This window comes from Aromatoleum petrolei, from assembly GCF_017894385.1.
GTDB lineage: Bacteria > Pseudomonadota > Gammaproteobacteria > Burkholderiales > Rhodocyclaceae > Aromatoleum > Aromatoleum petrolei.
This window is the reverse complement of sequence record NZ_CP059560.1, coordinates 1,171,935-1,192,803: the sequence shown is the minus strand read 5'-3', so window position 1 is coordinate 1,192,803 and position 20,869 is coordinate 1,171,935. Positions and strand designations below refer to the sequence as shown.

Sequence of the window (20,869 nt, the reverse complement as noted above, 5' to 3'; positions counted from 1 at the left end):
GGGGCGGCTTATCTGTATGGCATGGCGTTCCGGTGGTCGGCCAGCGAGATGCTCCCCAAGCTGCAAGCCAAGGGTTTTCAGCGACGAGCTGAATCAAGCGAGACACATCCACACGAAGAGGGAGTAGGCATGAGCGCATCCAAAATCAAGGTTCCCGCAGGTGGCCAGAAGATCATTCCCGGCCAGACAATTCCCGACCAACCGATCATCCCGTTCATCGAGGGCGATGGTATCGGCGTGGACATCACGCCGGTGATGATCAAGGTCATTGACGCAGCGGTTGCGAAGGCATACAGCGGCAAGAAAAAGATCCACTGGATGGAAGTCTATGCGGGCGAGAAATCGACCCAGCTGTACGGTCCCGACGAGTGGCTACCGAAGGAAACCTTCGACGCGCTCAAGGAATACTCGGTGTCGATCAAGGGGCCGATGACGACCCCGGTCGGCGGCGGCATCCGTTCGCTGAACGTGGCTTTGCGTCAGGAACTGGACCTGTACCAATGCGTGCGTCCGGTGCGCTACTTCAAGGGCGTGCCCTCGCCCCTGAAGAATCCGGAGCTTACCGATATGGTCATCTACCGTGAGAACACCGAGGACATCTACGCGGGCATCGAGTGGGCATCGGGCTCGGAGCAGGTGAAGAAGGTCATCGCCTTCCTGCAGAAGGAGATGGGCGTGACGAAGATCCGCTTTCCCGCGACCTCCGGCATCGGTATCAAGCCGGTGTCGGCGGAAGGTACGAGCCGGCTCGTGCGCGCGGCGATCCGGTATGCGATCGACAACGACCGCAAGTCAGTGACCCTGGTGCACAAGGGCAACATCATGAAGTTCACGGAAGGTCTGTTCCGCGACACCGGTTACAAGGTCGCGCAGGAGGAATTCGGCGCGCAGCCGATCGACGGCGGACCGTGGTGCAAGTTCAAGAACCCGAAGACCGGCCGCGAGATCGTCGTCAAGGACGCGATCGCCGATGCCTTCCTGCAGCAGATCCTGCTGCGTCCGGCCGAATACGACGTGATCGCGACCACGAACCTGAACGGCGATTACATCTCCGATGCGCTGGCAGCCCAGGTCGGCGGCATCGGCATCGCGCCGGGGGCGAACATCTCCGACCAGTATGCGTGTTTCGAGGCGACCCACGGGACTGCGCCGAAGTATGCCGGGCTCGACAAGGTCAATCCCGGCTCGCTGATCCTGTCCGCCGAGATGATGCTGCGCCACCTCGACTGGAAGGAAGCCGCAGACCTGGTCATCAAGGGCATGGAAGCGGCGATCGGCGACAAGGTCGTGACCTACGACTTCGCGCGCCTGATGGAGGGGGCGCAGGAAGTGTCGTGCTCGGCCTTCGGCGATGCGATGATCGCACGCATGTAAGTCACCGATTTCGAGCCCGGCTCGAATTTCCATCCCGAAGAGAACCGCTCGCCGCAAGGCGGGCGGTTTTTTTTCGTCGATGCAGATCGCATTTTTTCAAATGGGGGCATTAAAAAAATTTAAGGCTTGTAAGCGAACAGTAAGGGAGTGTTTCAACAATCCCACTGCGGCCTTGTCGGTCGAGCATCTCTGGCCGAGTGTCACCCAAGGCGCAAACTATAAGAGGAGACATGATGGACGACACAAGTGCAGCGTATTGGCGTGCGACCCTGGGGTTGCTCGTCAAGGTAATGGTGATCTGGTTCGTGGTCTCGTTCGGGGCGGGCATCCTGTTTGCGCCTGCGCTGAACAGCATCTCTCTCGGCGGCTATCCGCTGGGGTTCTGGTTCGCGCATCAGGGTTCGATCTACGTCTTCATCGCGTTGATCTTCTACTACGCGAAGAAGATGGGCGACATCGATCGCCAATTCGACGTTCACGAAGACTGAGGGCCGCGACATGGATCTGCAAACCACAATCTACATTGTCGTCGGGTTGAGTTTCGCCCTGTACATAGGCATCGCCATCTGGGCGCGTGCGGGTTCGACGTCCGAGTTCTACGTCGCCGGCGGCGGCGTGCCCCCGGTCATGAACGGCATGGCGACAGCGGCCGACTGGATGTCGGCGGCCTCGTTCATCTCGATGGCCGGCCTGATCGCCAACATGGGCTACGGCGGCGGCCTGTTCCTGATGGGATGGACCGGCGGTTACGTCCTATTGGCGTGCCTGCTTGCTCCCTACCTCCGGAAGTTCGGCAAGTTCACCGTGCCCCAGTTCATCGGCGACCGGTTCTACTCGAAGACCGCCTCGACCGTGGCCGTCGTCTGCCTGCTGACCGCGTCGATCACTTACATCATCGGCCAGATGACGGGTGTGGGCGTCGCATTCTCGCGCTTCCTCGGAGTGTCGAGCGAGACAGGGATCTACGTAGGTATGGGCATCGTGTTCATGTACGCGGTGTTCGGCGGCATGAAGGGCATCACCTACACGCAGGTGGCCCAGTACATCGTGCTGATCTTCGCCTACACCATCCCGGCTATCTTCATCTCGCTGCAACTGACCGGTAACCCGATTCCGCAACTGGGCTTGGGTTCGGACATGAGCGGCAGCAACTTGTCGCTGCTCACCACGCTCGACCAGGTGGTGACCGACCTCGGGTTCGGCAAATACACGACGACGACCGCGGGCAGCACGCTCAACATGTTCGTCTACACAATGTCGCTGATGATCGGCACTGCGGGTCTGCCGCACGTCATCATGCGCTTCTTCACCGTGCCGAAGGTGGCGGATGCTCGCACCTCGGCCGGTTGGGCGCTGGTGTTCATCGCCATCCTGTACACGACGGCCCCGGCGGTCGCAGCTATGGCGAAGCTGAATCTGCATTCGACGGTGAATGCCGCGGTGATGAAGGGCGGCGACCTGTACGCACCGGAGGCCAGCCTCAAGGCCGAAGAGCGTCCGGATTGGATGAAGCGTTGGGAGAAAACTGGCCTGTTGAAGTTCGAGGACAAGAACGGCGACGGCCGCATCCAGTACTACAACGATGCGACCAAGAATGCCGACGCGAAGGCCAAGGCCGAACAGGCTGGCTGGAAGGGCAACGAGCTGACGGTCAATGCCGACATCATCGTGCTGGCCAACCCGGAAATCGCGCTGCTGCCCAACTGGGTGATCGCGCTGGTGGCAGCGGGCGGTCTGGCTGCCGCGCTGTCGACCGCTGCCGGTCTGCTGATGGCGATCTCCGCCGCGGTGTCGCATGACCTGATCAAGGGCGTGTTCATGCCGGATATCACCGAGAAGGGCGAGCTGATGGCCGGCAAGATCGCCATGGCGGTCGCGATCGTGATCTCCGGCTGGCTCGGCCTGAATCCTCCCGGATTCGCGGCTGGTACGGTGGCGCTGGCCTTCGGTATTGCGGCCAGTTCGCTCTTCCCGGCGATCATGATGGGCATCTTCAGCAAGAAGATGAACAAGGAGGGCGCTGTGTCCGGCATGCTGGCGGGCCTCTTCGTGACCTTGTTCTACGTGTTCGCACACAAGGGCATCTTCTTCATCAAGGGCACCGAGTTCCTCGGTCTGATCGGGGGCGCGAACAGCTTCTTTGGAATCACGCCGGAAGCCTTCGGTGCGATCGGCGCGCTGATCAACTTCGGGGTCGCCTTCGTGGTCGACAAGCTCACGCAGGAGCCGCCGGAGCACATCCAGCATCTGGTGGAGAGCGTGCGTGTGCCGCGCGGAGCCAAGGCGGTCGATGGCGCCCATGCGCATTGATCGCTGACTGAAGCAGAAGCACGATCGCGGTGCCGCCCCCCGGCTGGGGAGCGGCACCGCAGCCCCGGCCCGTGGTCGGGGCGGTTTACCCAGCGGCGCGCGGCGCCGCAAGAGTCAGGAGCGTCACATGGCTTTCGACGTCGGCATCGCCCTCAACTGGATTCTCTTCCTCGCCCTGTTTCCGATTGCCTTCTACTGGCTGCGGCGGGCATGGCGCATCATCTTCCGGCGGGACTTCTCCGAAGTCGCGCTCAAGCGCGGCCAGCCGCCCGCAGACCCGCAGAAATTCGCGCCGTTTACCGCGCTGATCAATCTGCTCGGCGGCGGCGTGGTGGCCTATGTGATCTTCGGTGTGCTGGCCGGGATCCTGCCTTACGAAACCTGGAGCGCCCTCGCCGGTGGCACGATCTGGTGCAAGTTCCTGGCAGATTTCATCCTGAGCCGCCATGCCCACCCTTTCGTTCTCCGAAAGCGGAGTGAGGCGGCGCCGGCCGCGGCCGACTGAAGGCCGTCGCCCGGTTGAACCGGGCCGCGATGCGGTTCAGCGTTTCTCGCCGATCTGGTATTTGCGGTCCAGGTGGTTCATCGCCAGCACGTAAATCCCGATCAAAATGACGAAGGTGATTTGCGAGCCCTGGGCGAAGATGTAGAAGCCGAGCGGGAAGCTCATGAACGTGAAGCGGTTGAGCTCGTCGGCATAATAGCCGGCGACGAAGCTCACGAGAAACCACACCGACAGCAGCGAGAAGGTCAGCAACAGGTTTCTGCGCCAGTAAACCCGGTGCTGTTCGGTGAGCTTCATCGTGATGCTCCGTGCGCCTTACTGCCCGCTGCCGTGGCCAGTCCAGGCCTTGGCGAGACGTTGCTGCACGTCCTGCGGTGCTGGCTCATAGCCGGCGGCGGCCATCGAGAATTCACTTTCTCCGGCGCAGATGGCCTTCAGGCGTGCCTCGAAGCCTTCCATCTCGGCCAGCGGCAGCGTCGCCGTGAGTAGCATGACGCCACTCGCGGGGCTTTCTGTCGTCGTCAGGTGGCCGCGCCGGCCCGCAAATTCGGCGCTGACCTCGCCAAAGTTGCCGTCGGCGATCTTCACCGTGACGCTGACGAGCGGTTCCAGGACCACCGGCCGCGCGCCGACCAGCGCCTCGAGCGTTGCGTGCCGGCCGGCGGTGACGAAGGACACCTCGTTCGAGTCCACAGCATGGGCCTTGCCGTCGACGAGCACGACCCGGACGTCCTGCACCGGGAAACCGGCGAGCGCGCCTTCGGCCAATGCCTGGCGCACGCCTTTCTCGACTGCGGGCAGGTAGTTGGTCGGAATCGCTCCGCCCTTGACCTCGTTGCCGAGTTCGATGCCCGAGCCGCGCGGCAGCGATTCGACGCGCAGCGCGACTTCGCCGAACTGGCCGGCGCCGCCGCTCTGCTTCTTGTGCCGGTAGCGCGCCTCGGCCGCGCCGTTGATCGTCTCGCGGTAGGGCACGGACGGTGTCGCGGTGTCGAACTGCAGGTTCCAGCGCGCGCGCAGCTGCTCGAGGATGATCTTCAGGTGCAGCTCGCCGAGCCCGCGCACGACGGTCTGGCGGGCCTGGTGGTCGAAGCCGACTTCGATGCACGGGTCTTCGTCGAGCAGGCGCGCGAGCGCCTCGGCGAGCTTCTGTTCGTCGCCATGCTTCTGCGGAATCAGCGCGAGACCGAACACGGGCTGCGGGTAGCTGCCGGGGGCGAGATGGTAGTTGTCCTCGTCATGCGAGTCGTGCAGCACTGCGTTCGGGTGGATGTCGTCGACGCGCGCCACGGCGCAGATGTCGCCGGGCACGCCCAGAGGCGTCTCCGCCTGGCTCTTCCCCTGCAGGCGCAGCAGGTGCGAGACCTTGAAGGGCTTGCGGCTGTCGCCGATGTAGAGTTGGGTGTTGGGGCTGATGCGTCCCTGGTGGATGCGGAACAGGCCCAGCTTGCCGCGGTAGGGGTCGTTGGCGACCTGGAATACGTGTGCGATGACGTGGCGGTCCGGATCGGCTGCGACGTCGACTTCCTGTGCGGCAGAGCCTTCGCCCTTGAGGAAGCGCGGCGGATTGCCTTCGGTCGGATCGGGCATGAGGCGGCCGAGGATGTCGAGCATTTCCTTGACGCCGGCGCCGGTGCGCGCCGACACGAAGCACACCGGGATGAGGTGGCCTTCGCGCAGGGCTTGCTCGAAGGGGGCGTGGAGCTGCTCGGGGTCGAGTGATTCGCCCTGTTCGAGATAGCTTGCCATCAGCGCCTCGTCGAGCTCTACGACCTGATCGACGATGCTGTCGTGCGCGGCCAGGACGGAGGAGAAGGCCGGTTCGCGGTTGGCGTCGGGGGCGAAGAAGCAGTCGATCACCGAATCGCCGCTTGCGGACGGCAGGTTGATCGGCAGGCACTCGCGTCCGAAGGTGGTGCACAGGTCTTCCAGCAGCGCGGCGAGTGACGCCGGCGTGGCCGCGTCGATCTTCGAGACGACGATGAGGCGGCATTTGTCGCGCGCGGCCTCCATCATGCGGCGGGTGCCGCTTTCGATGCCGGCGGGCGCGCTGACCAGCACCGCCGCGGTTTCGACTGCGGGGAGCGCGGACAGGGCGCGGCCGGCGAGATCGGGCAGTCCCGGGGTGTCGAGGAGGTTGACCCAGTGCCCGGCCCATTCGAGGTGCGCGAGCGAGGTCGATAGCGAATGCGCCATCGCCTTTTCCTGGGCGTCGAAATCGCTGATGGTATCGCCGCGCTCGATCGTGCCGGCGGCGCCGATGGTGCCCGAGGCGACGAGCAGGGCCTCGAGCAGGGTGGTCTTGCCGCAGCCGGCGTGGCCGAGCAGGGCAAGGTTGCGGATGTCGTGAACCGAAGCAGGTGTCATGGACTTGTCCTCAGGTGGCCTTTGTCTCGCAGTTTCCCCCTGTCGCCGCGGCTGCGCAACGGTTTCGCACCTATGCTCATGCGCTGCGCAGCCCGAGCAGCCGCGTCGTCGCGATGGCCAGCAGCGGCAGGGTGAGGCCGAGCAGCAGCACCATGGCGAGGAGCTGGCCGAGTTCGGCGTAGTTCGCCGCCACGGTGACAGCGCCGCTCGCTGCGTCGCGCACTTCGCGGGTGATCGTGTAGATCTCGTTGAGGTACTTGGTGCCGAGCTGGGACGCCGACAGCGCGAGGTTGGTGAAGGACGCCATCACCGCAAAGAAGGTCGCCTTGAGATGAGACGGTGCGGAATTCGCAATCCACGCGAGCATGGGCACCATGGACACCTGCCCGAGCGGCGATTCCAGGGCGGTGTTGGCGATGGCGATGAAGCGCGCATCGACGAGGCCGCCCGTTGCGGCAGCGGTCCATTCGTGCATACCGTGGAACATGCCGAGGATGGGAAGCGACAGGAGCGTGCTGGCCACGGTCAGGAAGACCACGATGTGCGCGATGGATTTTTCGGCCATGAAACGGCGGAAGAGGAAGAGGCCGGCGAGCGTGAGCGTACTGGTGATGAGGTCGAGGCGCGACAGGAAGCTCTGGTCGAAGCCGAGTTCGTCGATCATCCACCAACTCGCACCGGCGCCGGGTCCGGGCATGGCGCGGAAGACGAAGATCACGATGATGGTGCCGAGCAGGGTGCGACGTGCGTCGTCCGACAGTTCGCGCAACAGGCGGAAGATCATCACGCCGATGATTACGAAGGAGGCGCCGAAGATCAGCTCCTGGCCGTAGCCGAGGCCGGACAGACCCACCGCGAGGGTGAGGGCGACAAAGGCCGCGCTGCCGCCGAGGATCCACCAGTTGGGGGTTGTGGCCTGCTCGGGAGCATGGACGAGGCGGTCGATCGTCGCTGCGTCGTGGCCGAGGCGGGCGAGGCGCCGGGCTTCGCGGCGCTTGAGGCCGCCCGCCAGCAGCACTCCGCTCACGGACAGCAGCGGGATCAACAGCGCAAGTTCGTAGATGTGCACGTAGATTGCGACCTTGTCCGCTTCAGGCAGAGTTTCGCTGCCCTGGAACATGGCGACGTTGGCCAGCGACACGAGCACGGTACCGCCGATGATCGCGACGCGGCCAAGCATCTGCATCGTCGTGTGCATCAGGCGCACGGTCTCGTCCGGGAAGGGATTGCCATCTTCGTCGAGTCGCGGCACCGCCTCGACGGTCATCGCGTCGGCGACGGCGTCCTGCATCACGTAGCCGATCGGTGCGAGCAGCGCGGACAGCACGAACCATGCCTCGGCAGACATCACCTGCCGCATTGCGGTGGGGTTGCCGATCAGGCCGATCATGATGAGCAGGCTTGCCGCGATGAGCGAGGCGCCGAGATAGACGAGACCGGCCTTGTGACGCCACAGCAGGTCGACGAGATGGCCGATGGGCATCTTGAGCGCCCACGGGATGCCTGCCCAGAAGCCCAGTGCGGCGAGGAAGGAGGCCGACAGGCCGAGATAATCCTTGACGAAGAATGTCCCGACGATGCCGGTGAGGCCGGAGACCCCCGCCGCGACATAAACCATCAGCGGCGGCAGGTAGGATAGTCGCATCTCGCGGCCGAGTTCGAGGATGGTGCGGTCGAACCAGCGAAGCAGGGCAGTCATCAGGGCAGGATTCCGTCGGGGCGTGGTCGGGGGAGCGGAGTGCGGCGATCAGCGCAGCAGCGATTCGAGCCACGGCAGGATCCACGGCAGCATCGCGGCGGTGAGCAGGCCGTTGAGCCCCATCGCCAGCGCCGCGAAGGCGCCGGCCTGCTCGCTCACCTGGAAGGCGCGCGCGGTGCCGATGCCGTGCGAGGCGATGCCGATCGCGAAGCCGCGCACGGCATGATCCTCGATGTGCAGCAGGCGGTAGACGTAGCGGGCACCGACGGCGCCGAGGATGCCGGTGCTCATTACCAGTACCGCAGTCAGCGAGGGCAGGCCGCCGAGGCGCTCGGCCACGCCCATCGCGATCGGCATTGTGACGCTCTTGGGCGCCATCGACATGACCGATTCGCGGCTAGCGCCAAGCAGTGCGGCGATGCCGACAGCCGATAGGGCGGCAGTGAGGGAACCGATGGTGAGGGTGACGAGGAGGGGCAGCAGCATGCCCTTCAGGCGCTTCCATTGCGCATGGAGCGGAATGGCCAGCGCGACAGTCGCCGGGCCGAGGAGGAAGTGCACGAATTGCGCGCCGTCGAAGTAGGTCTGGTAGGGCGTGCCGGTGAGCGTCAGGACGAGCACGAGAACGGCCACCGCGACCATCACCGGGTTGAGCAGCGGGTGGTGGTTGCCCCGGCGGTAGAGCCATAGTGCGCCTTGATAGGCGAGCAGCGTGAGCGTGAGTCCGAGCAGCGGTGTGGTGGAGAGGTAGACCCAGATTTCGCCGAGTGCGGGTTTCACGACCGGTCCTCGCCGTGCGGGGTGTGTCGGGACAGCATGTGGAGGAGCAGCGCGGAAACCGCGATCGACAGCAGGGTGCTGGCGATGAGTGCCACCGTCAGCGGCAGCCATTCGTCGGCGAGGCGCTGGAAGTGGAGCATGACCCCCGTGCCGGCAGGGATGAACAGCAGCGACAGGTGCTGCAGGATGCCGGTTGCCGTGCTGCGCAATTCGCCGCCAGGTCCGCCGCGCAGGACCAGGGCTGCAAACATGAGGCCCATACCGATGACCGGGCCGGGGATGGGGAGATCGAGTCCGCGGGCAAATGCCTCGCCGATAAGCTGGAACACAAGCAGTACGGTCAGTGCGCCAATCATCGGATTGCGTGGTTCCTGTCGTGCGGGGTGGCCGTCATTCTAGTGTCAGCCGCGATCGCAGGGTAAGGGGCCGTGCCCCGAAGTGTGCCTGGATATGCGTGAGGAGCCTGTGCCGGTGTCCCGGCACAACCGCGGACGTGGCGAATGTACCCGTAAAGGGAAATGCTGCATGGCGGCAAGCGGATTTTCTGGTTCAATGACGAATGCGGCGCTTCGCAAGCAATCGCGTACGGGAGAGCGCCGCAGTGCCGTGCATGGGGCGGAATCGCTCCGTGGAGGCAGCGTTGTATTGCATTGCAGCAGGCGGCGACAACGAATCATTGCTGTTCGGGAGCGGAAGGGGAAGAGATGGGGGTAAGGAACGCTTCGGTGATCCTGATGACGGCGCTCGCGGGCTCCGCCGTGGGGGCAGAGGGAATCGGACCGCTTGCCCGTGTCGTTGAAGACCCTTTCTTTGACGAACTGCCGGTCGTGCTGTCGGTATCGCGCCTCGCGCAGCCCTTGCGCGACGCGCCGGGCTCGGTCACCGTGATCGACGCCGATACGATACGTACCTCGGGCGTGCGCGATCTCGCGGACCTGCTGCGGTTGGTGCCGGGTTTCTTTGTCGCTCACTCCACCAATGGCGCGCCGAATGCCGTCTACCACGGCATGACCGACGAGAATCCGCGCGGGCTGCAGATCCTCATCGACGGCCGTTCTCTGTACAGCCCGCTGTTCTTCGGTGGCGTGGCGTGGAACCTGATCGACGTGTCACTCGACGAGATCGAGCGCATCGAGGTGATTCGCGGCTCGAATTCGGCTGCCTACGGTTCGAATGCGTTCCTTGGTGTCGTGAATGTGGTGACGCGCTCCGCGATCGAGACTCAGGGTGTCCGTGTGCGTGCGGGTCAGGGTAACGACGGGGTTGCGGACCGGTACGCCCGGGTCGGGATGCGGATCGGCGACGGATCGGTCCGCGTTTCTGCGGAAACCGTGCGCGACAACAACATCATGCACTTCGACGACCGGCGCGAGCATCGGCGTGTCAATCTGCGGGCCGACATGCCCTTGAGTGCAGCCGACGAGTTGCAGGTGGAGGCGGGCGCCGTCGACCTGCGTCTGCGTATGGGCGTGGCGGGCGAGACGCTGAATCCGGCGCGCGGCACCGAAGCGGCAAAGACCTTCGGATCCTTGGCGTGGCAGCATGCCATCCGCGACGGCGGCTCGATTTCCCTGCGCTTCACGCATACCGCGGAGCGTTATCGCGACGACTACACCGTGTCCGACCCGGAGCTCGACCAATTGCTCGGCTCGGTCGGATTGTCGACCCCGTTTCTCTTGGAGATCGATCAACGCATCGATACGGTGCGCGACGAACTCGAGTTCCAGCACACTCTTATCCCGAGCGCGAATACCCGTTTTGTCTGGGGGGCGGGTGCGCGCTACGATGCGGTCGAGGGACGGCAGTTCTACGGCCGCGACGGTGACGCCGTGCGACAAGCGGTGCACCGGCTGTTCGGCAACTTCGAGTGGCGGCCATCAGATGCGTGGACGACGAACCTCGGCATGACGTGGGAAAACGATTCGCTGTCGAACACGTCGCTGGCGCCGCGGCTTGCAGTCAACCATCACCTGTCGCAGCAGCAGACCCTCCGCGTTGGGCTTTCGCGCGCGCACCGCATTCCATCCCTGACGGAGGCGAAGTCGCGCGAGCACTATGGTGCGCTCGACACGACCCCATTCGGGCTTCCCTTCGGCGTGATCCCGCTGGAAATACAGCGGGACGCGAGCGGGCATCTCGACAAGGAGGTGATCGACGTCACGGAAATCGGCTATCTCGGCGATTTCCGCGAACAGGGCGTGTTTGTGGATGTCCGTCTGTTCGAGGAAAAGGTCAAGGATCGCATCATGCCTGTATCCCTGACGCTTTCGCCGCCCGATTGCGAGGTGCGCGGATTGGGTCGCTTGCGGAGGCGTCCGCCGGAATGCGGCAGCTACATCGATTACATGAATGCGCAGGACCTCGATATTCGGGGGGCGGAGTATCAGCTGCGCTGGTCTCCCACGGGGGGCACTCAGTTCACGCTCAACCAGTCGTTCATCGCCATCGACTCCAAGGCGAATGCAGAATTTTCGGCACTTGGGCGGAGGGATGCGGTAAAAGCGGAGCGCCACATGGACAATTCGGCGCCGCGGCGCGCGACGATGCTGCGCTGGGTGCAGGAACTTCCCGCCGGCGCGGAATTCTCCGTCGCGCATTACCGCTACGGGCGCTTCCAATGGACGCCGAATACCGCAGTCAAGGCATTCAACCGGACGGACGTGCGCGTGGCGTATCCGTTCCGGATCGGCCCGACGCGGGCAGAGTTTGCATTGACCGGGCAGGGGGTCGGCGGTCGTCGGGCGGAGTTCAAGGAGCGTGACGCCGATGGCAGCGGGCCGATCCCGGCGCAGTACATTCATCCACGCGTCTGGGCGAGTATCGCGCTGGAATTCTGAGCGGCCCGCAGGCCGTGATCAGCTGAGCAATGCGTGACCGGCAGTGCGCGCGAGAATGCCGATACCGGCCCCCAGCGCAGCGGGTTTCCACACGCCGGCGACCCGCTTGCCCGCGGAGATGAGCACTGCGACACCGGGGATGTCCAGTGGGTGAATCAGGAAACCTGCGCTGCGGTTCATCATTTCCACGGTGGCGGAGCCTTCGCGCAGCATCTCGTCCATCACGCCCATCATCGCCGTGCCGCCGCCGATGTACTTGGTCAGCGTCGGCAGGAGCAACGCGGGGTCGATCGATACGGCGGTCATCACCGGGGCGAGGACGCGCGTGAGCAGGTCCACGGCGCCGCTGGAACGCAGCGCCATCACCGCGACGAGCGCAAGCACGAGCATCGGGATCGCCCCGACGGCGATCTTGAAGGCCTCCGCTCCAGCACGGTTGATGACATCGAGCACGCCCTTGGCGTCGTCGGCGACGCGATGGTGCAGGGTCTCGTCGAGTTGCCCTTCGACGGCCGACAGCCCGCGGGCGAAGCCGTGGTAGGTGGCAGCGGCCGCGACGAGGCCGCCGACGACGGATAGCGCAAGGGTCAGCCCGAAGTCGAGCCCCATCGCGATCATCGGGAAAGCGGCGTTGGCCTGTGCCATCGCCATCACCATCGCCAGTGTCGCCGCGAGGTGGCGGTCCGAGGCGCCGCGGCTCTCCATCATCGTCAGCGTTGCAATCGGAGCGGCGAAGCTGACGAAATTGATTTGCAGCGCGGCAAACACGCCCAGTCCCGTCAGTCCGGCGGGGCGCAGTGCGGGGGCGAGCACGTGCACGACGCGGTCGAGGACGCCCTTGGCTTCGAGCAGGCGCATCAGCGACAGCATGACGACCATCACCGGCAATAGCACGAACAGGGCGAGTTCGACGGCGGAGCGCCCGGCGCGCAGGATGATGTCGGTGATGATGTCCATGTCGATGGTCTGGATTGTGCAGTGCGGCGAATTCTACCGGAGCGGGTGGGAGGGATGCGGGGATTGCTCTCGCGCCGCGTTCGCAGCTATCGTTTGGGCTCAAACAATCAGGCGGGCGAGGAGACGGGCATGGCGATGGTGGAGACGGCGCGCGGCACGGTGTACGAGTGGCAGCGGGACCACATGGGGCACATCAACGTGCGTGCCTACCTGGACCTCTTCGATGCTGCCTGCTGGCAGTTCTACGGCGTGGTCGGGCTGGGGCCGTCGCGGCTGCGCAGTGGCGAGCTCAAGCTGGCGGCGGTGCAGCAGAACGTCAGCTACATGAGCGAGCTATACCCGGGCGATACCGTGTTCGTGCGCACGGGGGTGGTGGAGATGCGCGAAAAGGTCATCCGGTTTCGCCACGAGCTGGTGAGCGTGGAAAACGGCGAGCTGTCGGCGGTATGCGAATTCACCGCCGTGTGCCTGGATCCGGCAACGCGCCGTTCGCGGCCTTTTCCCGTCGACGTCGCGCAGCGCGCGGAAGGGCTGATGCTGCCGGCCGAGGGCTGATTCGCGGCGGATGAAAAAAAACGGCACTGCATGTGCGGTGCCGTCCGTGCGCGTGCCGGCCGGACGCGCGGTCCGGCCCCGCGAGGCGACTCAGCCTTGCGCCTTCTTCACCTGACGCCACTTGTGCAGCAGCGGCTCGGTGTAGCCGCTGGGCTGCGCGCAGCCCTTGAAGATCAGGTCCTTGGCGGCCTGGAAGGCGACCGACTTGTCGAAGTCGGCAGCCATCGGCTGGTACAGCGGGTCGCCCGCGTTCTGCTGGTCGACCACCGCGGCCATGCGCTTCAGGGTTTCCGTCACCTGCGCCTCATTGGTGACGCCGTGGCGCAGCCAGTTGGCGATGTGCTGGCTGGAGATGCGCAGCGTCGCGCGGTCTTCCATCAGGCCGATGTTGTTGATGTCCGGCACCTTGGAGCAGCCCACGCCCTGGTCGACCCAGCGCACGACGTAGCCGAGGATGCCCTGGGCGTTGTTGTCGAGTTCCTGCTGGATCTCGGTGGCGCTCCAGTTCGCGGTGGCCGCGACCGGCACAGTCAGGAGGTTGTTGAGCAGCGTTTCGCGCTCGGCGGCGAGGCTGATCTTCTCCATCTCCTGCTGAACGGACTGGACGTCGACCTGGTGGTAGTGCAGTGCATGCAGGGTCGCGCCGGTCGGCGACGGCACCCATGCGGTGGTGGCGCCAGCCTTCGGATGACCAATCTTCTGCTTCAGCATCTCGGCCATCAGGTCCGGCATCGCCCACATGCCCTTGCCGATCTGCGCCTTGCCGCGCAGGCCGCAGTCGAGGCCCACCAGCACGTTCTGACGCTCGTAGGCCTGGATCCAGGCGGAGCTCTTCATGTCGCCCTTGCGGATCATCGGGCCCGCTTCCATCGCGGTGTGCATCTCGTCGCCGGTGCGGTCGAGGAAGCCGGTGTTGATGAAGGCGACGCGCGACTCGGCGGACTTGATGCAGGCAGCGAGGTTCACCGAGGTGCGGCGCTCTTCGTCCATGATGCCGACCTTCATCGTGCTGGCGGGCAGGCCCAGCAGCTGCTCGACGCGGCCAAAGAGCTCGTTGGTGAAGGCGACTTCGGCCGGGCCGTGCATCTTCGGCTTCACGATGTACATGCTGCCGGTGCGCGAGTTGTTCTTCAGCTTGAGGTCGCGCAGCGAGATTAGCGCCGTGACGACGCCGTCCATGATGCCTTCGGGGATTTCCGCGCCGTCGGCGAGCAGGATCGCCGGGTTCGTCATCAGGTGGCCGACGTTGCGGATGAACAGCAGCGAGCGGCCGTGCAGGCGCAGCGTGCCGCCGTTCGGGGCGGTGTATTCGCGGTCCGGGTTCATCCGGCGCTCGACCGTCTTGCCGCCCTTTTCGAAGCTCTCGACCAGGGTGCCGGTGATCAGGCCGAGCCAGTTGCGGTAGGCGAGGACCTTGTCTTCGGCGTCGACCGCGGCGACCGAGTCTTCGCAGTCCATGATGGTCGAGATTGCGGCTTCGACGAGCACATCCTTGATGCCGGCCGCGTCGGTCTTGCCGATCGGGTGGTTGCGGTCGAACTGGATCTCGAGGTGCAGGCCATTGTTCTTCACCAGCACGGCCTTCGGTGCGGCAGCGTCGCCTTGGAAGCCGGCGAACTTCGATGCGTCGGCGAGGCCGGTCTTCGTGCCGTCCTGCAGCGTGACGACGAGCTTGCCGCCTTCGATGGCGTAGCCGGCGGCCTTGGTGTGGTCGCCCTGGGCGAGCGGGGCGGCCTGGTTCAGCACGTCACGCGCGAAGGCGATGACGCGCGCGCCGCGCAACGGGTTGTAGGTCGAGCCGGCTTCGGCGCCGCCGTCCGAGGGGATCGCGTCGGTGCCGTAGAGCGCGTCGTACAGGCTGCCCCAGCGCGCGTTGGCGGCGTTCAACGCGTAGCGCGCGTTCATGATCGGCACGACGAGCTGAGGGCCGCACTGTTCGCGGATCTCGATATCGACGTTGGCGGTCGTGACCTTGAACGGGGCAGGCACCGGCTGCAGGTAGCCGATCTTCTCGAGGAAGGCGCGGTAGGCCGGCATGTCCTGGATCGGGCCGGGGTGGGCGCGGTGCCAGTTGTCGAGCTCGCTCTGCAGCCGGTCGCGTTCAGCGAGCAGTGCGCGGTTCTTCGGCGCGAGTTCGTTGGCGAGCTCGCTGAAGCCTTTCCAGAACGCGCCGGCGTCGACGCCGGTGCCGGGCAGGGCCTCGGTTTCGATGAAGCGGTGCAGCTCGGCGTCGACCTGCAGCTGGTGGCATTGGATTCTCGTGCTCATGATTCCTCGCTCTTCAGATGAGATAGGTTTTGTAGAAATAGTAGATGGTGAGGACGCTGCCCACCCCGATGATGAAACGCCTCAACCACACGGCCGGCACCTTGCGGGCACCGACCGCCCCCCAGTAGCCGCCGATGGCGGCCGTGACGATCATGACCAGCGTGTGCGGCCAGCTGACTGCGCCGGCGACGACGAAGGTGACCACCGCGACGCTGTAAATGATTGCCGACAGCCAGTTCTTCAGCGCGTTGATGTCGTGGATGTCGCGGTGCCCCTGGATGGCGAGCGCGGCGATCATTACGATGCCCATGCCGGCGCCGAAGAAGCCGCCGTAGACGGACACGCCGAGTTGGAACAGCAGGCCGCCCGCGGTGCCGTGCGAGGGGCCCTCGTCCGCGCGTTGGCGCAGGCGCGCAAGGAGCGCCGAGATCCGGCCGCTGCCGGCGAACATCACGGTTGCGACGAGCAGGAGCCACGGGATCAGCATCGAGAAGGTGTCGTCCTTGGTCGACAGCAACAGCAAACCGCCGCCGATGCCGCCGACCAGGGCGACAAGTGACAGCGCGGCAAGGCCCTTGCGGAAGCGGGCGAGCTCCTTGCGGTAGGCCCAGGCGCTGGAGAGGCTGGCGGGCCACAGCGCGACGGCGTTGCTGGCGTTGGCCACCACCGGCGGCACACCGACGGCGAGCAGGGCCGGGAACGAGAAGAAAGTGCCGCCGCCGGCGACCGAATTCATCGCCCCTGCCATTGCGGCGGCCAGTCCGATGATGAGGATCTCGCTGGCGGTCATGGGCGGACGGCCGGTGCGCAGCGCAGCTGGACGAATTCGACGATATCGGTCAGGCGCTGGCCGACTGCGGTGGGCGTGACGCCGAGTTCTTCCGTTGGCAGTTGTGCGCGGTTGATCCAGAAGGTGGTGTAGCCGAACCAGGTCGCGCCCGCGGCGTCCCAGCCGTTCGAGGACACGAAGAGGATATCCTTCGCCGGCACGCCGAAGGCGTCGGGGCCGAGCTGGTAGGCGGCGTCGGCGGTCTTGTACTGATGCACGGCGTCGACCGACAGCACGTGGTCGAACAGCCCGGTCATGCCGGCGCTCTTGATCGCCACGTCCAGCATCTGCGGCGTGCCGTTCGACAGCACGGCCATCGGCAGGCCCAGCGCGCGCAGCGCCTTCAGCGCGCCGAGGTTCTCCGGGAAGGGCGACAGGCAGGCATACTGGTTCATCAGCTGGCGGCGCTGGGACTCGTTCAACGCGAGGCCGAGCTTTTTCGCCGAGTAGACGAGGCCGTCCTCGGTGATCTCGAGGAAAGGCTTGTAGCGTCCGGACAGCGTGCGCAGGAACGAGTATTCGATCTGCTTGAGGCGCCAAAGCGCAGTGAGCGCCTCTCCCTTTCCGGGAAAGAGCTGTTCCGCGAGCGCGCCCACCGAATACACGTCGAAGAGCGTGCCGTAGGCGTCGAAGGCGACTGCGCGGATGCGCTCGGTGGGTTTCATGCGGGGTTCCTGATGTTGTCATTCGCGCCTTGCGTGACCGGCATCGCTGCCGGCCACGGTGGCGTCTGTCGTCGGGGTAGCGTCTCCTCCACCCTTCGTTGAGGATGAAGTGTATTGAACTCTTGTATAAGACTGAATACCCTGTCAGGTCAATTGATCTTTTACTAAAAGTACAAAATGGATGCATTCAAGCAGGTCGAAACCTTCGTCAGCGTCGCGACCAAGGGGAGCCTTTCAGCTGCCGCGCGAGCCGAAGGCGTCACTCCGGCGGTCATCGGCCGTCGGCTGGACGCGCTGGAGCAGCGCCTGGGCGTCAAGCTCGTCACGCGCACGACGCGCAGCATCTCGCTGACGTTCGAGGGGGCGGCCTTCCTCGAGGATTGCCAGCGCATCCTCAATGACCTCGCCAACGCCGAGGCGTCCGTGAGCCTGGGGGGCGTGAAGGCGAGCGGCCATATCCGCGTGTCTGCGCCAGCCGGTTTCGGACGCCTGCACGTGGCGCCGCTGTTGCGCGAGTTCCTGGAGATGAACGCGGATGTGTCCTGCACGCTGGACCTCACCGATCGCGTCGTGGATCTGGTGAATGAAAGCATCGACTGTGCGATCCGTATTGGCGAGTTGCCGGACTCCAGCCTCGTGTCGATCCGGCTGGCGGAGAACCGGCGCGTGGTGGTCGCCAGTCCGGCCTATCTGGCGCGCCACGGCTCGCCCGCGGCGCCGCCGGATCTTGCTTCGCACAATTGTCTTTCGCTCGGTCAGCAGCGCGGGTGGCTGTTCTGTGGCGAGAAGGGCGAGACGATCGCGGTGAAGGTGAGCGGGCGGCTCGAGTGCAACGACGGGGCGGTGCTGCACCAGTGCGCGCTGGCCGGCGACGGGCTCGCGTGGCGTTCGCTGTGGGAGGTCGATGCCGACCTGCGGGCGGGGCGCCTCGTCACGGTGCTCGACGAATTCGCCGCGCCGACGATGGGCATCTACGCGGTATTCCCTCAGCGCAAGCGGCTCGCGCTACGGGTGCGCTTGTTCATCGATCATCTGAAGAACAACTATGGCCGTCCCGACTACTGGGTGTCCTCACCTCCGGCGATCGCTGCGTCTCCAATCGCCGGGCGCGTGATCTGAGCGGCTATCAGGCCGCCTGCCTGAGTTCGCGCGCAAGTGCCTTGTCGGTCTTCATGATGTGATTGACCAGCCAATCGCGCAGGAAGCTCAACAACTCGGATGACAGCGTCTGCCCGGCATCGAAGCGGGCCTTGTGCGCGAGCACGTCGGCGACGAGTTGCTTGTGCTGCTGCTGGTGATGGAAGAAGTCGGGGTAGTTCGCCTTCTTCATCAGGTCTTCCTCGAAGCCGAAGTGGAACGCCGTATAGCGGACCAGTTCGTCGAAAACCGCGCCGATCGCGCTGCGCCCCTCGCCGCGCTGCATTGCGGCGTTTACGGCGTTGGCGAGATCGATCAGCTTGCGATGCTGTGTGTCGATGTCCGAGTGGCCGGTTGCCAGCGCCCCATTCCACGCCATCACCGGTGAGATCGCAGTGTTGGTGGTGCCCTTCGCGGGTTCCAGCGTGCCGGCGAGGTGCGTGAAGAAACCCAGCCGCTGCAGCAGGCTGGCCGAGTGCGTTTCGAGCTTGGCGGCGGTACCGGAGGTTGCACGGATGATCGCTTCGGTCTTCTCTGCCGCCGCGATCATGTTCGCGACGCCCTGCACGATCCCCTTCGCCTCGGTGCTCTCCTTGGCCGTTGCCGCAGCGAGCGCACTGATCTTCTTCAGTGCGTCGTGCGACTGGTTCTTGATCCGCCGAAGCATGTCCGCGGCGTGTTGTGCCTCTTCGACGCCACTTTGCAGTTCGGGTGAGATCTCGGCCATCTGCATCACGGCGGCACTCGTGTCGGACTGGATGGTGCCGATCATGCGGGTGATCTCGGCGGTCGCGGTTGCCGTGCGCTCGGCAAGCTTGCGCACCTCGTCAGCGACGACGGCGAATCCGCGGCCCTGTTCGCCCGCACGTGCGGCCTCGATGGCGGCGTTGAGGGCGAGGAGATTTGTCTGGTCTGCAATTTCGGCGATGATCTTCGCAATGCCGCCGATCTCGCGCACGCTCGCGACCAGGGATTCGATCTGCGCTGCCGAGGTCGTTACCGACTGTACGATCCGGCTCATCTTTTCGGAAGCGCGGCTCACGAACTGCTCGCCGCTGAGCGACAGCTCTGCGACGTCGCGCGAATCGGCTTCGGTTTCGGCTGCGAGCCCGGATACGAGAGCGATGTTGCGGTCGATCTCGTGGATCGCGGTCGCGACTTCGTGGTTCGTGCTGGCCTGCATCTGCAGCGTGAGCGCCATCTCGGTCGTCTGTCCGGACATGCGCCCCGCGCCCACCGCGAGTTCCTGCGCGTCACGCGCAACGTGGTCGATCACACCTCGCAGTGTGTGTTGAGCGGCTGTCGCATGTCCCGAAACGCTGTCCGGGGAAGCGCCGGAATTGGCGGCCTCGGCGAGCCGCCCACCGGACAATCCGCTCAGCAGCCCTACGACGTGCGGCAGATCGCCTCCGAGGCGGCGCAGCGCCAGCGACCGGGCGGCAAGGAGAATTCCGCCGTATGCGAGGCCGAGCATCAGGACGATGGCCGCAGCGTAGGGGGCGAGCGCGGGGATGAAGTGCAGACCTGCCGCTGTGGCGGAACTCAGCACGACGGCGAGGATTGCGGGAAACAGCAGGCAGGTGCCGATTTGCGGGGTCTTCGCCATTGCATTCGATCCGGAGGAGAAGTAACAAAAAGTTACGAACGCAGTATATCGTTTGTTATAACCATGACGTCGACTCCGTATTTTCCCCAGGTTGTGCGGTTGGGGCAGGGTACTTGTACGATCCGAAACCCTGCGGTATATTCCCGGCTCTTCGCCGTTGTAGCTCAGTTGGTAGAGCAACTGATTCGTAATCAGTAGGTCGAGTGTTCGATTCACTTCAACGGCACCATTGATTCAGGCAAAAGGCCAGTCCCTCGGGGCTGGCCTTTTGCTTTTTGGCTGCTATGAAACGAGAGTGCAAACCGCGCACTGTGTCTGCCCGAGTGATTCCCGACCCGGCTGACGTTACCATTGGTCCGTTCGCCACCGCGGTGGTGATGAGCAGCGTCGAAGAGGAAGGGAATGTTTGGAGACTGCGAGCGCGAGCTCACGCATACACGCCAGATCACCTGCCGCGCCTTCCGGCGCAAGGATGGCCTGTGGGAAATCGAGGCGACGGTGATGGACGAGAAGGGCGAGGACGTCCCCTTCCGTTCGCGCGCTCCGGTGCGCGCCGGTGAATTCATGCACCATATGGGCATCGATTTCCTGATCGACGACAACTTCACGATCCTCGACGTACGGGCTGTAATGCGCGCGGCACCATGGGGCGCGTGTCCCGCAGCGACCGAGTCATACGGCCGCCTGATCGGGTTGCAGATTGGGCCGGGTTTCGGGCGGCAGATTCGCGAGCGCATCGGTAGCGATCAGGGATGTGCGCATCTCACCGACCTGATCACCCAGGTCGGCAACACCTATATGCAGGCCTCGTGGCCGGACCGCATGGCGCAGCAGGTTGCGATCGACCCGGACCCGCGGCGCTGGCCGGATTCGCGTGCAGTGGCCTTTATCGGCGAATGCCTTGCGTGGAAGCGCGACGGTGAGACGCTGCGACAGGAGTATCCGGAGCTCGCACAGGGGTAAGTCCGGGCCGTGAGCCG

General features: G+C 64.9%; 18 protein-coding genes and 1 tRNA gene. 9 read left to right on the top strand and 10 right to left on the bottom strand.

The genetic code is table 11. The features are described from left to right. Nucleotides 1–129: 129 nt before the first annotated feature. The 4 genes from icd to ToN1_RS05360 all read left to right on the top strand — a co-directional run bounded on the left by icd (nt 130) and on the right by ToN1_RS05360 (nt 4,189). Entirely contained in the window at nt 130–1,374 is a 1,245-nt protein-coding gene (gene icd, locus ToN1_RS05375; protein ID WP_169205289.1) for an NADP-dependent isocitrate dehydrogenase, read from the top strand. Nucleotides 1,375–1,604: 230 nt separating this feature from the next. Continuing rightward, nucleotides 1,605–1,862, top strand: a complete 258-nt coding sequence (locus tag ToN1_RS05370; RefSeq protein WP_169205290.1) for a DUF4212 domain-containing protein — start codon at nt 1,605–1,607, stop codon at nt 1,860–1,862. A gap of 10 nt (nt 1,863–1,872) precedes the next feature. Then, nucleotides 1,873–3,684 carry a sodium:solute symporter family protein gene (locus ToN1_RS05365; RefSeq protein ID WP_169205291.1) on the top strand — a complete coding sequence of 604 codons (1,812 nt, stop codon included), beginning with the start codon at nt 1,873–1,875 and terminating at the stop codon, nt 3,682–3,684. Nucleotides 3,685–3,811: 127 nt separating this feature from the next. Further along, entirely contained in the window at nt 3,812–4,189 is a 378-nt protein-coding gene (locus ToN1_RS05360; RefSeq protein WP_169205292.1) for a hypothetical protein, read from the top strand. Nucleotides 4,190–4,225: 36 nt separating this feature from the next. On the opposite strand, the gene ToN1_RS05355 is transcribed toward ToN1_RS05360, so the two are convergent. From ToN1_RS05355 to ToN1_RS05335, 5 genes are all read right to left on the bottom strand, one after another. Continuing rightward, nucleotides 4,226–4,486, bottom strand: coding sequence for a DUF4212 domain-containing protein (locus ToN1_RS05355; RefSeq protein ID WP_169205293.1), 261 nt, complete (start codon nt 4,484–4,486; stop codon nt 4,226–4,228). A gap of 18 nt (nt 4,487–4,504) precedes the next feature. Beyond that, nucleotides 4,505–6,556, bottom strand: coding sequence for an elongation factor G (gene fusA / locus ToN1_RS05350; protein ID WP_169205294.1), 2,052 nt, complete (start codon nt 6,554–6,556; stop codon nt 4,505–4,507). 76 nt (nt 6,557–6,632) lie between these two features. Continuing rightward, nucleotides 6,633–8,255, bottom strand: coding sequence for an MFS transporter (locus tag ToN1_RS05345; protein WP_425305827.1), 1,623 nt, complete (start codon nt 8,253–8,255; stop codon nt 6,633–6,635). A gap of 48 nt (nt 8,256–8,303) precedes the next feature. Then, nucleotides 8,304–9,035 carry an LrgB family protein gene (locus tag ToN1_RS05340; RefSeq protein ID WP_169205295.1) on the bottom strand — a complete coding sequence of 244 codons (732 nt, stop codon included), beginning with the start codon at nt 9,033–9,035 and terminating at the stop codon, nt 8,304–8,306. Then, entirely contained in the window at nt 9,032–9,391 is a 360-nt protein-coding gene (locus tag ToN1_RS05335; RefSeq protein WP_169205296.1) for a CidA/LrgA family protein, read from the bottom strand. Before ToN1_RS05335 ends, ToN1_RS05340 begins: the two co-directional genes overlap by 4 nt. 378 nt (nt 9,392–9,769) lie before the next feature. On the opposite strand from ToN1_RS05335, the gene ToN1_RS05330 reads away from it, so the two are divergent. Further along, nucleotides 9,770–11,872: a TonB-dependent receptor plug domain-containing protein gene (locus ToN1_RS05330; protein WP_244860968.1), complete on the top strand. Its 2,103-nt coding sequence runs from the start codon at nt 9,770–9,772 to the stop codon at nt 11,870–11,872. 18 nt (nt 11,873–11,890) lie between these two features. On the opposite strand, the gene ToN1_RS05325 is transcribed toward ToN1_RS05330, so the two are convergent. Beyond that, nucleotides 11,891–12,829: a nucleoside recognition domain-containing protein gene (locus ToN1_RS05325; protein ID WP_169205297.1), complete on the bottom strand. Its 939-nt coding sequence runs from the start codon at nt 12,827–12,829 to the stop codon at nt 11,891–11,893. 129 nt (nt 12,830–12,958) lie between these two features. On the opposite strand from ToN1_RS05325, the gene ToN1_RS05320 reads away from it, so the two are divergent. Beyond that, a complete protein-coding gene (locus ToN1_RS05320; RefSeq protein WP_169205298.1) occupies nt 12,959–13,384 on the top strand; it encodes an acyl-CoA thioesterase in 426 nt (141 codons plus the stop codon). 90 nt (nt 13,385–13,474) lie between these two features. Here ToN1_RS05320 and ToN1_RS05315 read toward each other — a convergent pair whose 3' ends face one another. The 3 genes from ToN1_RS05315 to ToN1_RS05305 are packed head-to-tail and all read right to left on the bottom strand — an operon-like array spanning nt 13,475 to nt 17,146. Continuing rightward, nucleotides 13,475–15,652 (bottom strand): malate synthase G, encoded by a 2,178-nt coding sequence (locus tag ToN1_RS05315; RefSeq protein ID WP_169205299.1) that lies wholly within the window; start codon nt 15,650–15,652, stop codon nt 13,475–13,477. 13 nt (nt 15,653–15,665) lie between these two features. Then, nucleotides 15,666–16,442 (bottom strand): sulfite exporter TauE/SafE family protein, encoded by a 777-nt coding sequence (locus ToN1_RS05310; RefSeq protein WP_169205300.1) that lies wholly within the window; start codon nt 16,440–16,442, stop codon nt 15,666–15,668. Beyond that, nucleotides 16,439–17,146 carry a haloacid dehalogenase type II gene (locus tag ToN1_RS05305; protein WP_169205301.1) on the bottom strand — a complete coding sequence of 236 codons (708 nt, stop codon included), beginning with the start codon at nt 17,144–17,146 and terminating at the stop codon, nt 16,439–16,441. The genes ToN1_RS05310 and ToN1_RS05305 overlap by 4 nt, the downstream gene beginning before the upstream one ends. 177 nt (nt 17,147–17,323) lie before the next feature. Between ToN1_RS05305 and ToN1_RS05300 the strand changes: the two genes are divergently transcribed. Next, nucleotides 17,324–18,265, top strand: a complete 942-nt coding sequence (locus ToN1_RS05300) for a LysR family transcriptional regulator (RefSeq protein ID WP_169205302.1) — start codon at nt 17,324–17,326, stop codon at nt 18,263–18,265. 7 nt (nt 18,266–18,272) lie between these two features. Here the strand turns inward: ToN1_RS05300 and ToN1_RS05295 are convergent, their stop codons facing one another. Next, nucleotides 18,273–19,889 (bottom strand): bacteriohemerythrin, encoded by a 1,617-nt coding sequence (locus tag ToN1_RS05295; RefSeq protein WP_169205303.1) that lies wholly within the window; start codon nt 19,887–19,889, stop codon nt 18,273–18,275. Between the two features lie 153 nt (nt 19,890–20,042). On the opposite strand from ToN1_RS05295, the gene ToN1_RS05290 reads away from it, so the two are divergent. Together ToN1_RS05290 and ToN1_RS05285 are read left to right on the top strand one after the other, a co-directional pair. After that, nucleotides 20,043–20,118, top strand: a tRNA-Thr gene (locus ToN1_RS05290). Between the two features lie 173 nt (nt 20,119–20,291). Continuing rightward, nucleotides 20,292–20,852, top strand: a complete 561-nt coding sequence (locus ToN1_RS05285) for a DUF2889 domain-containing protein (protein WP_169205304.1) — start codon at nt 20,292–20,294, stop codon at nt 20,850–20,852. The last annotated feature ends 17 nt before the right edge of the window (nt 20,853–20,869 follow it).

What these genes read in the sequence shown, in the direction of transcription:
- icd (WP_169205289.1), top strand. Translation starts at nt 130, where the DNA reads ATGAGCGCATCCAAAATCAAGGTTCCCGCAGGTGGCCAGAAGATCATT.
- ToN1_RS05370 (WP_169205290.1), top strand. Translation starts at nt 1,605, where the DNA reads ATGATGGACGACACAAGTGCAGCGTATTGGCGTGCGACCCTGGGGTTG.
- ToN1_RS05365 (WP_169205291.1), top strand. Translation starts at nt 1,873, where the DNA reads ATGGATCTGCAAACCACAATCTACATTGTCGTCGGGTTGAGTTTCGCC.
- ToN1_RS05360 (WP_169205292.1), top strand. Translation starts at nt 3,812, where the DNA reads ATGGCTTTCGACGTCGGCATCGCCCTCAACTGGATTCTCTTCCTCGCC.
- ToN1_RS05355 (WP_169205293.1), bottom strand. Translation starts at nt 4,486, where the DNA reads ATGAAGCTCACCGAACAGCACCGGGTTTACTGGCGCAGAAACCTGTTG.
- fusA (WP_169205294.1), bottom strand. Translation starts at nt 6,556, where the DNA reads ATGACACCTGCTTCGGTTCACGACATCCGCAACCTTGCCCTGCTCGGC.
- ToN1_RS05345 (WP_425305827.1), bottom strand. Translation starts at nt 8,255, where the DNA reads ATGACTGCCCTGCTTCGCTGGTTCGACCGCACCATCCTCGAACTCGGC.
- ToN1_RS05335 (WP_169205296.1), bottom strand. Translation starts at nt 9,391, where the DNA reads ATGATTGGCGCACTGACCGTACTGCTTGTGTTCCAGCTTATCGGCGAG.
- ToN1_RS05330 (WP_244860968.1), top strand. Translation starts at nt 9,770, where the DNA reads ATGACGGCGCTCGCGGGCTCCGCCGTGGGGGCAGAGGGAATCGGACCG.
- ToN1_RS05325 (WP_169205297.1), bottom strand. Translation starts at nt 12,829, where the DNA reads ATGGACATCATCACCGACATCATCCTGCGCGCCGGGCGCTCCGCCGTC.
- ToN1_RS05320 (WP_169205298.1), top strand. Translation starts at nt 12,959, where the DNA reads ATGGCGATGGTGGAGACGGCGCGCGGCACGGTGTACGAGTGGCAGCGG.
- ToN1_RS05315 (WP_169205299.1), bottom strand. Translation starts at nt 15,652, where the DNA reads ATGAGCACGAGAATCCAATGCCACCAGCTGCAGGTCGACGCCGAGCTG.
- ToN1_RS05310 (WP_169205300.1), bottom strand. Translation starts at nt 16,442, where the DNA reads ATGACCGCCAGCGAGATCCTCATCATCGGACTGGCCGCCGCAATGGCA.
- ToN1_RS05305 (WP_169205301.1), bottom strand. Translation starts at nt 17,146, where the DNA reads ATGAAACCCACCGAGCGCATCCGCGCAGTCGCCTTCGACGCCTACGGC.
- ToN1_RS05300 (WP_169205302.1), top strand. Translation starts at nt 17,324, where the DNA reads ATGGATGCATTCAAGCAGGTCGAAACCTTCGTCAGCGTCGCGACCAAG.
- ToN1_RS05295 (WP_169205303.1), bottom strand. Translation starts at nt 19,889, where the DNA reads ATGGCGAAGACCCCGCAAATCGGCACCTGCCTGCTGTTTCCCGCAATC.
- ToN1_RS05285 (WP_169205304.1), top strand. Translation starts at nt 20,292, where the DNA reads ATGTTTGGAGACTGCGAGCGCGAGCTCACGCATACACGCCAGATCACC.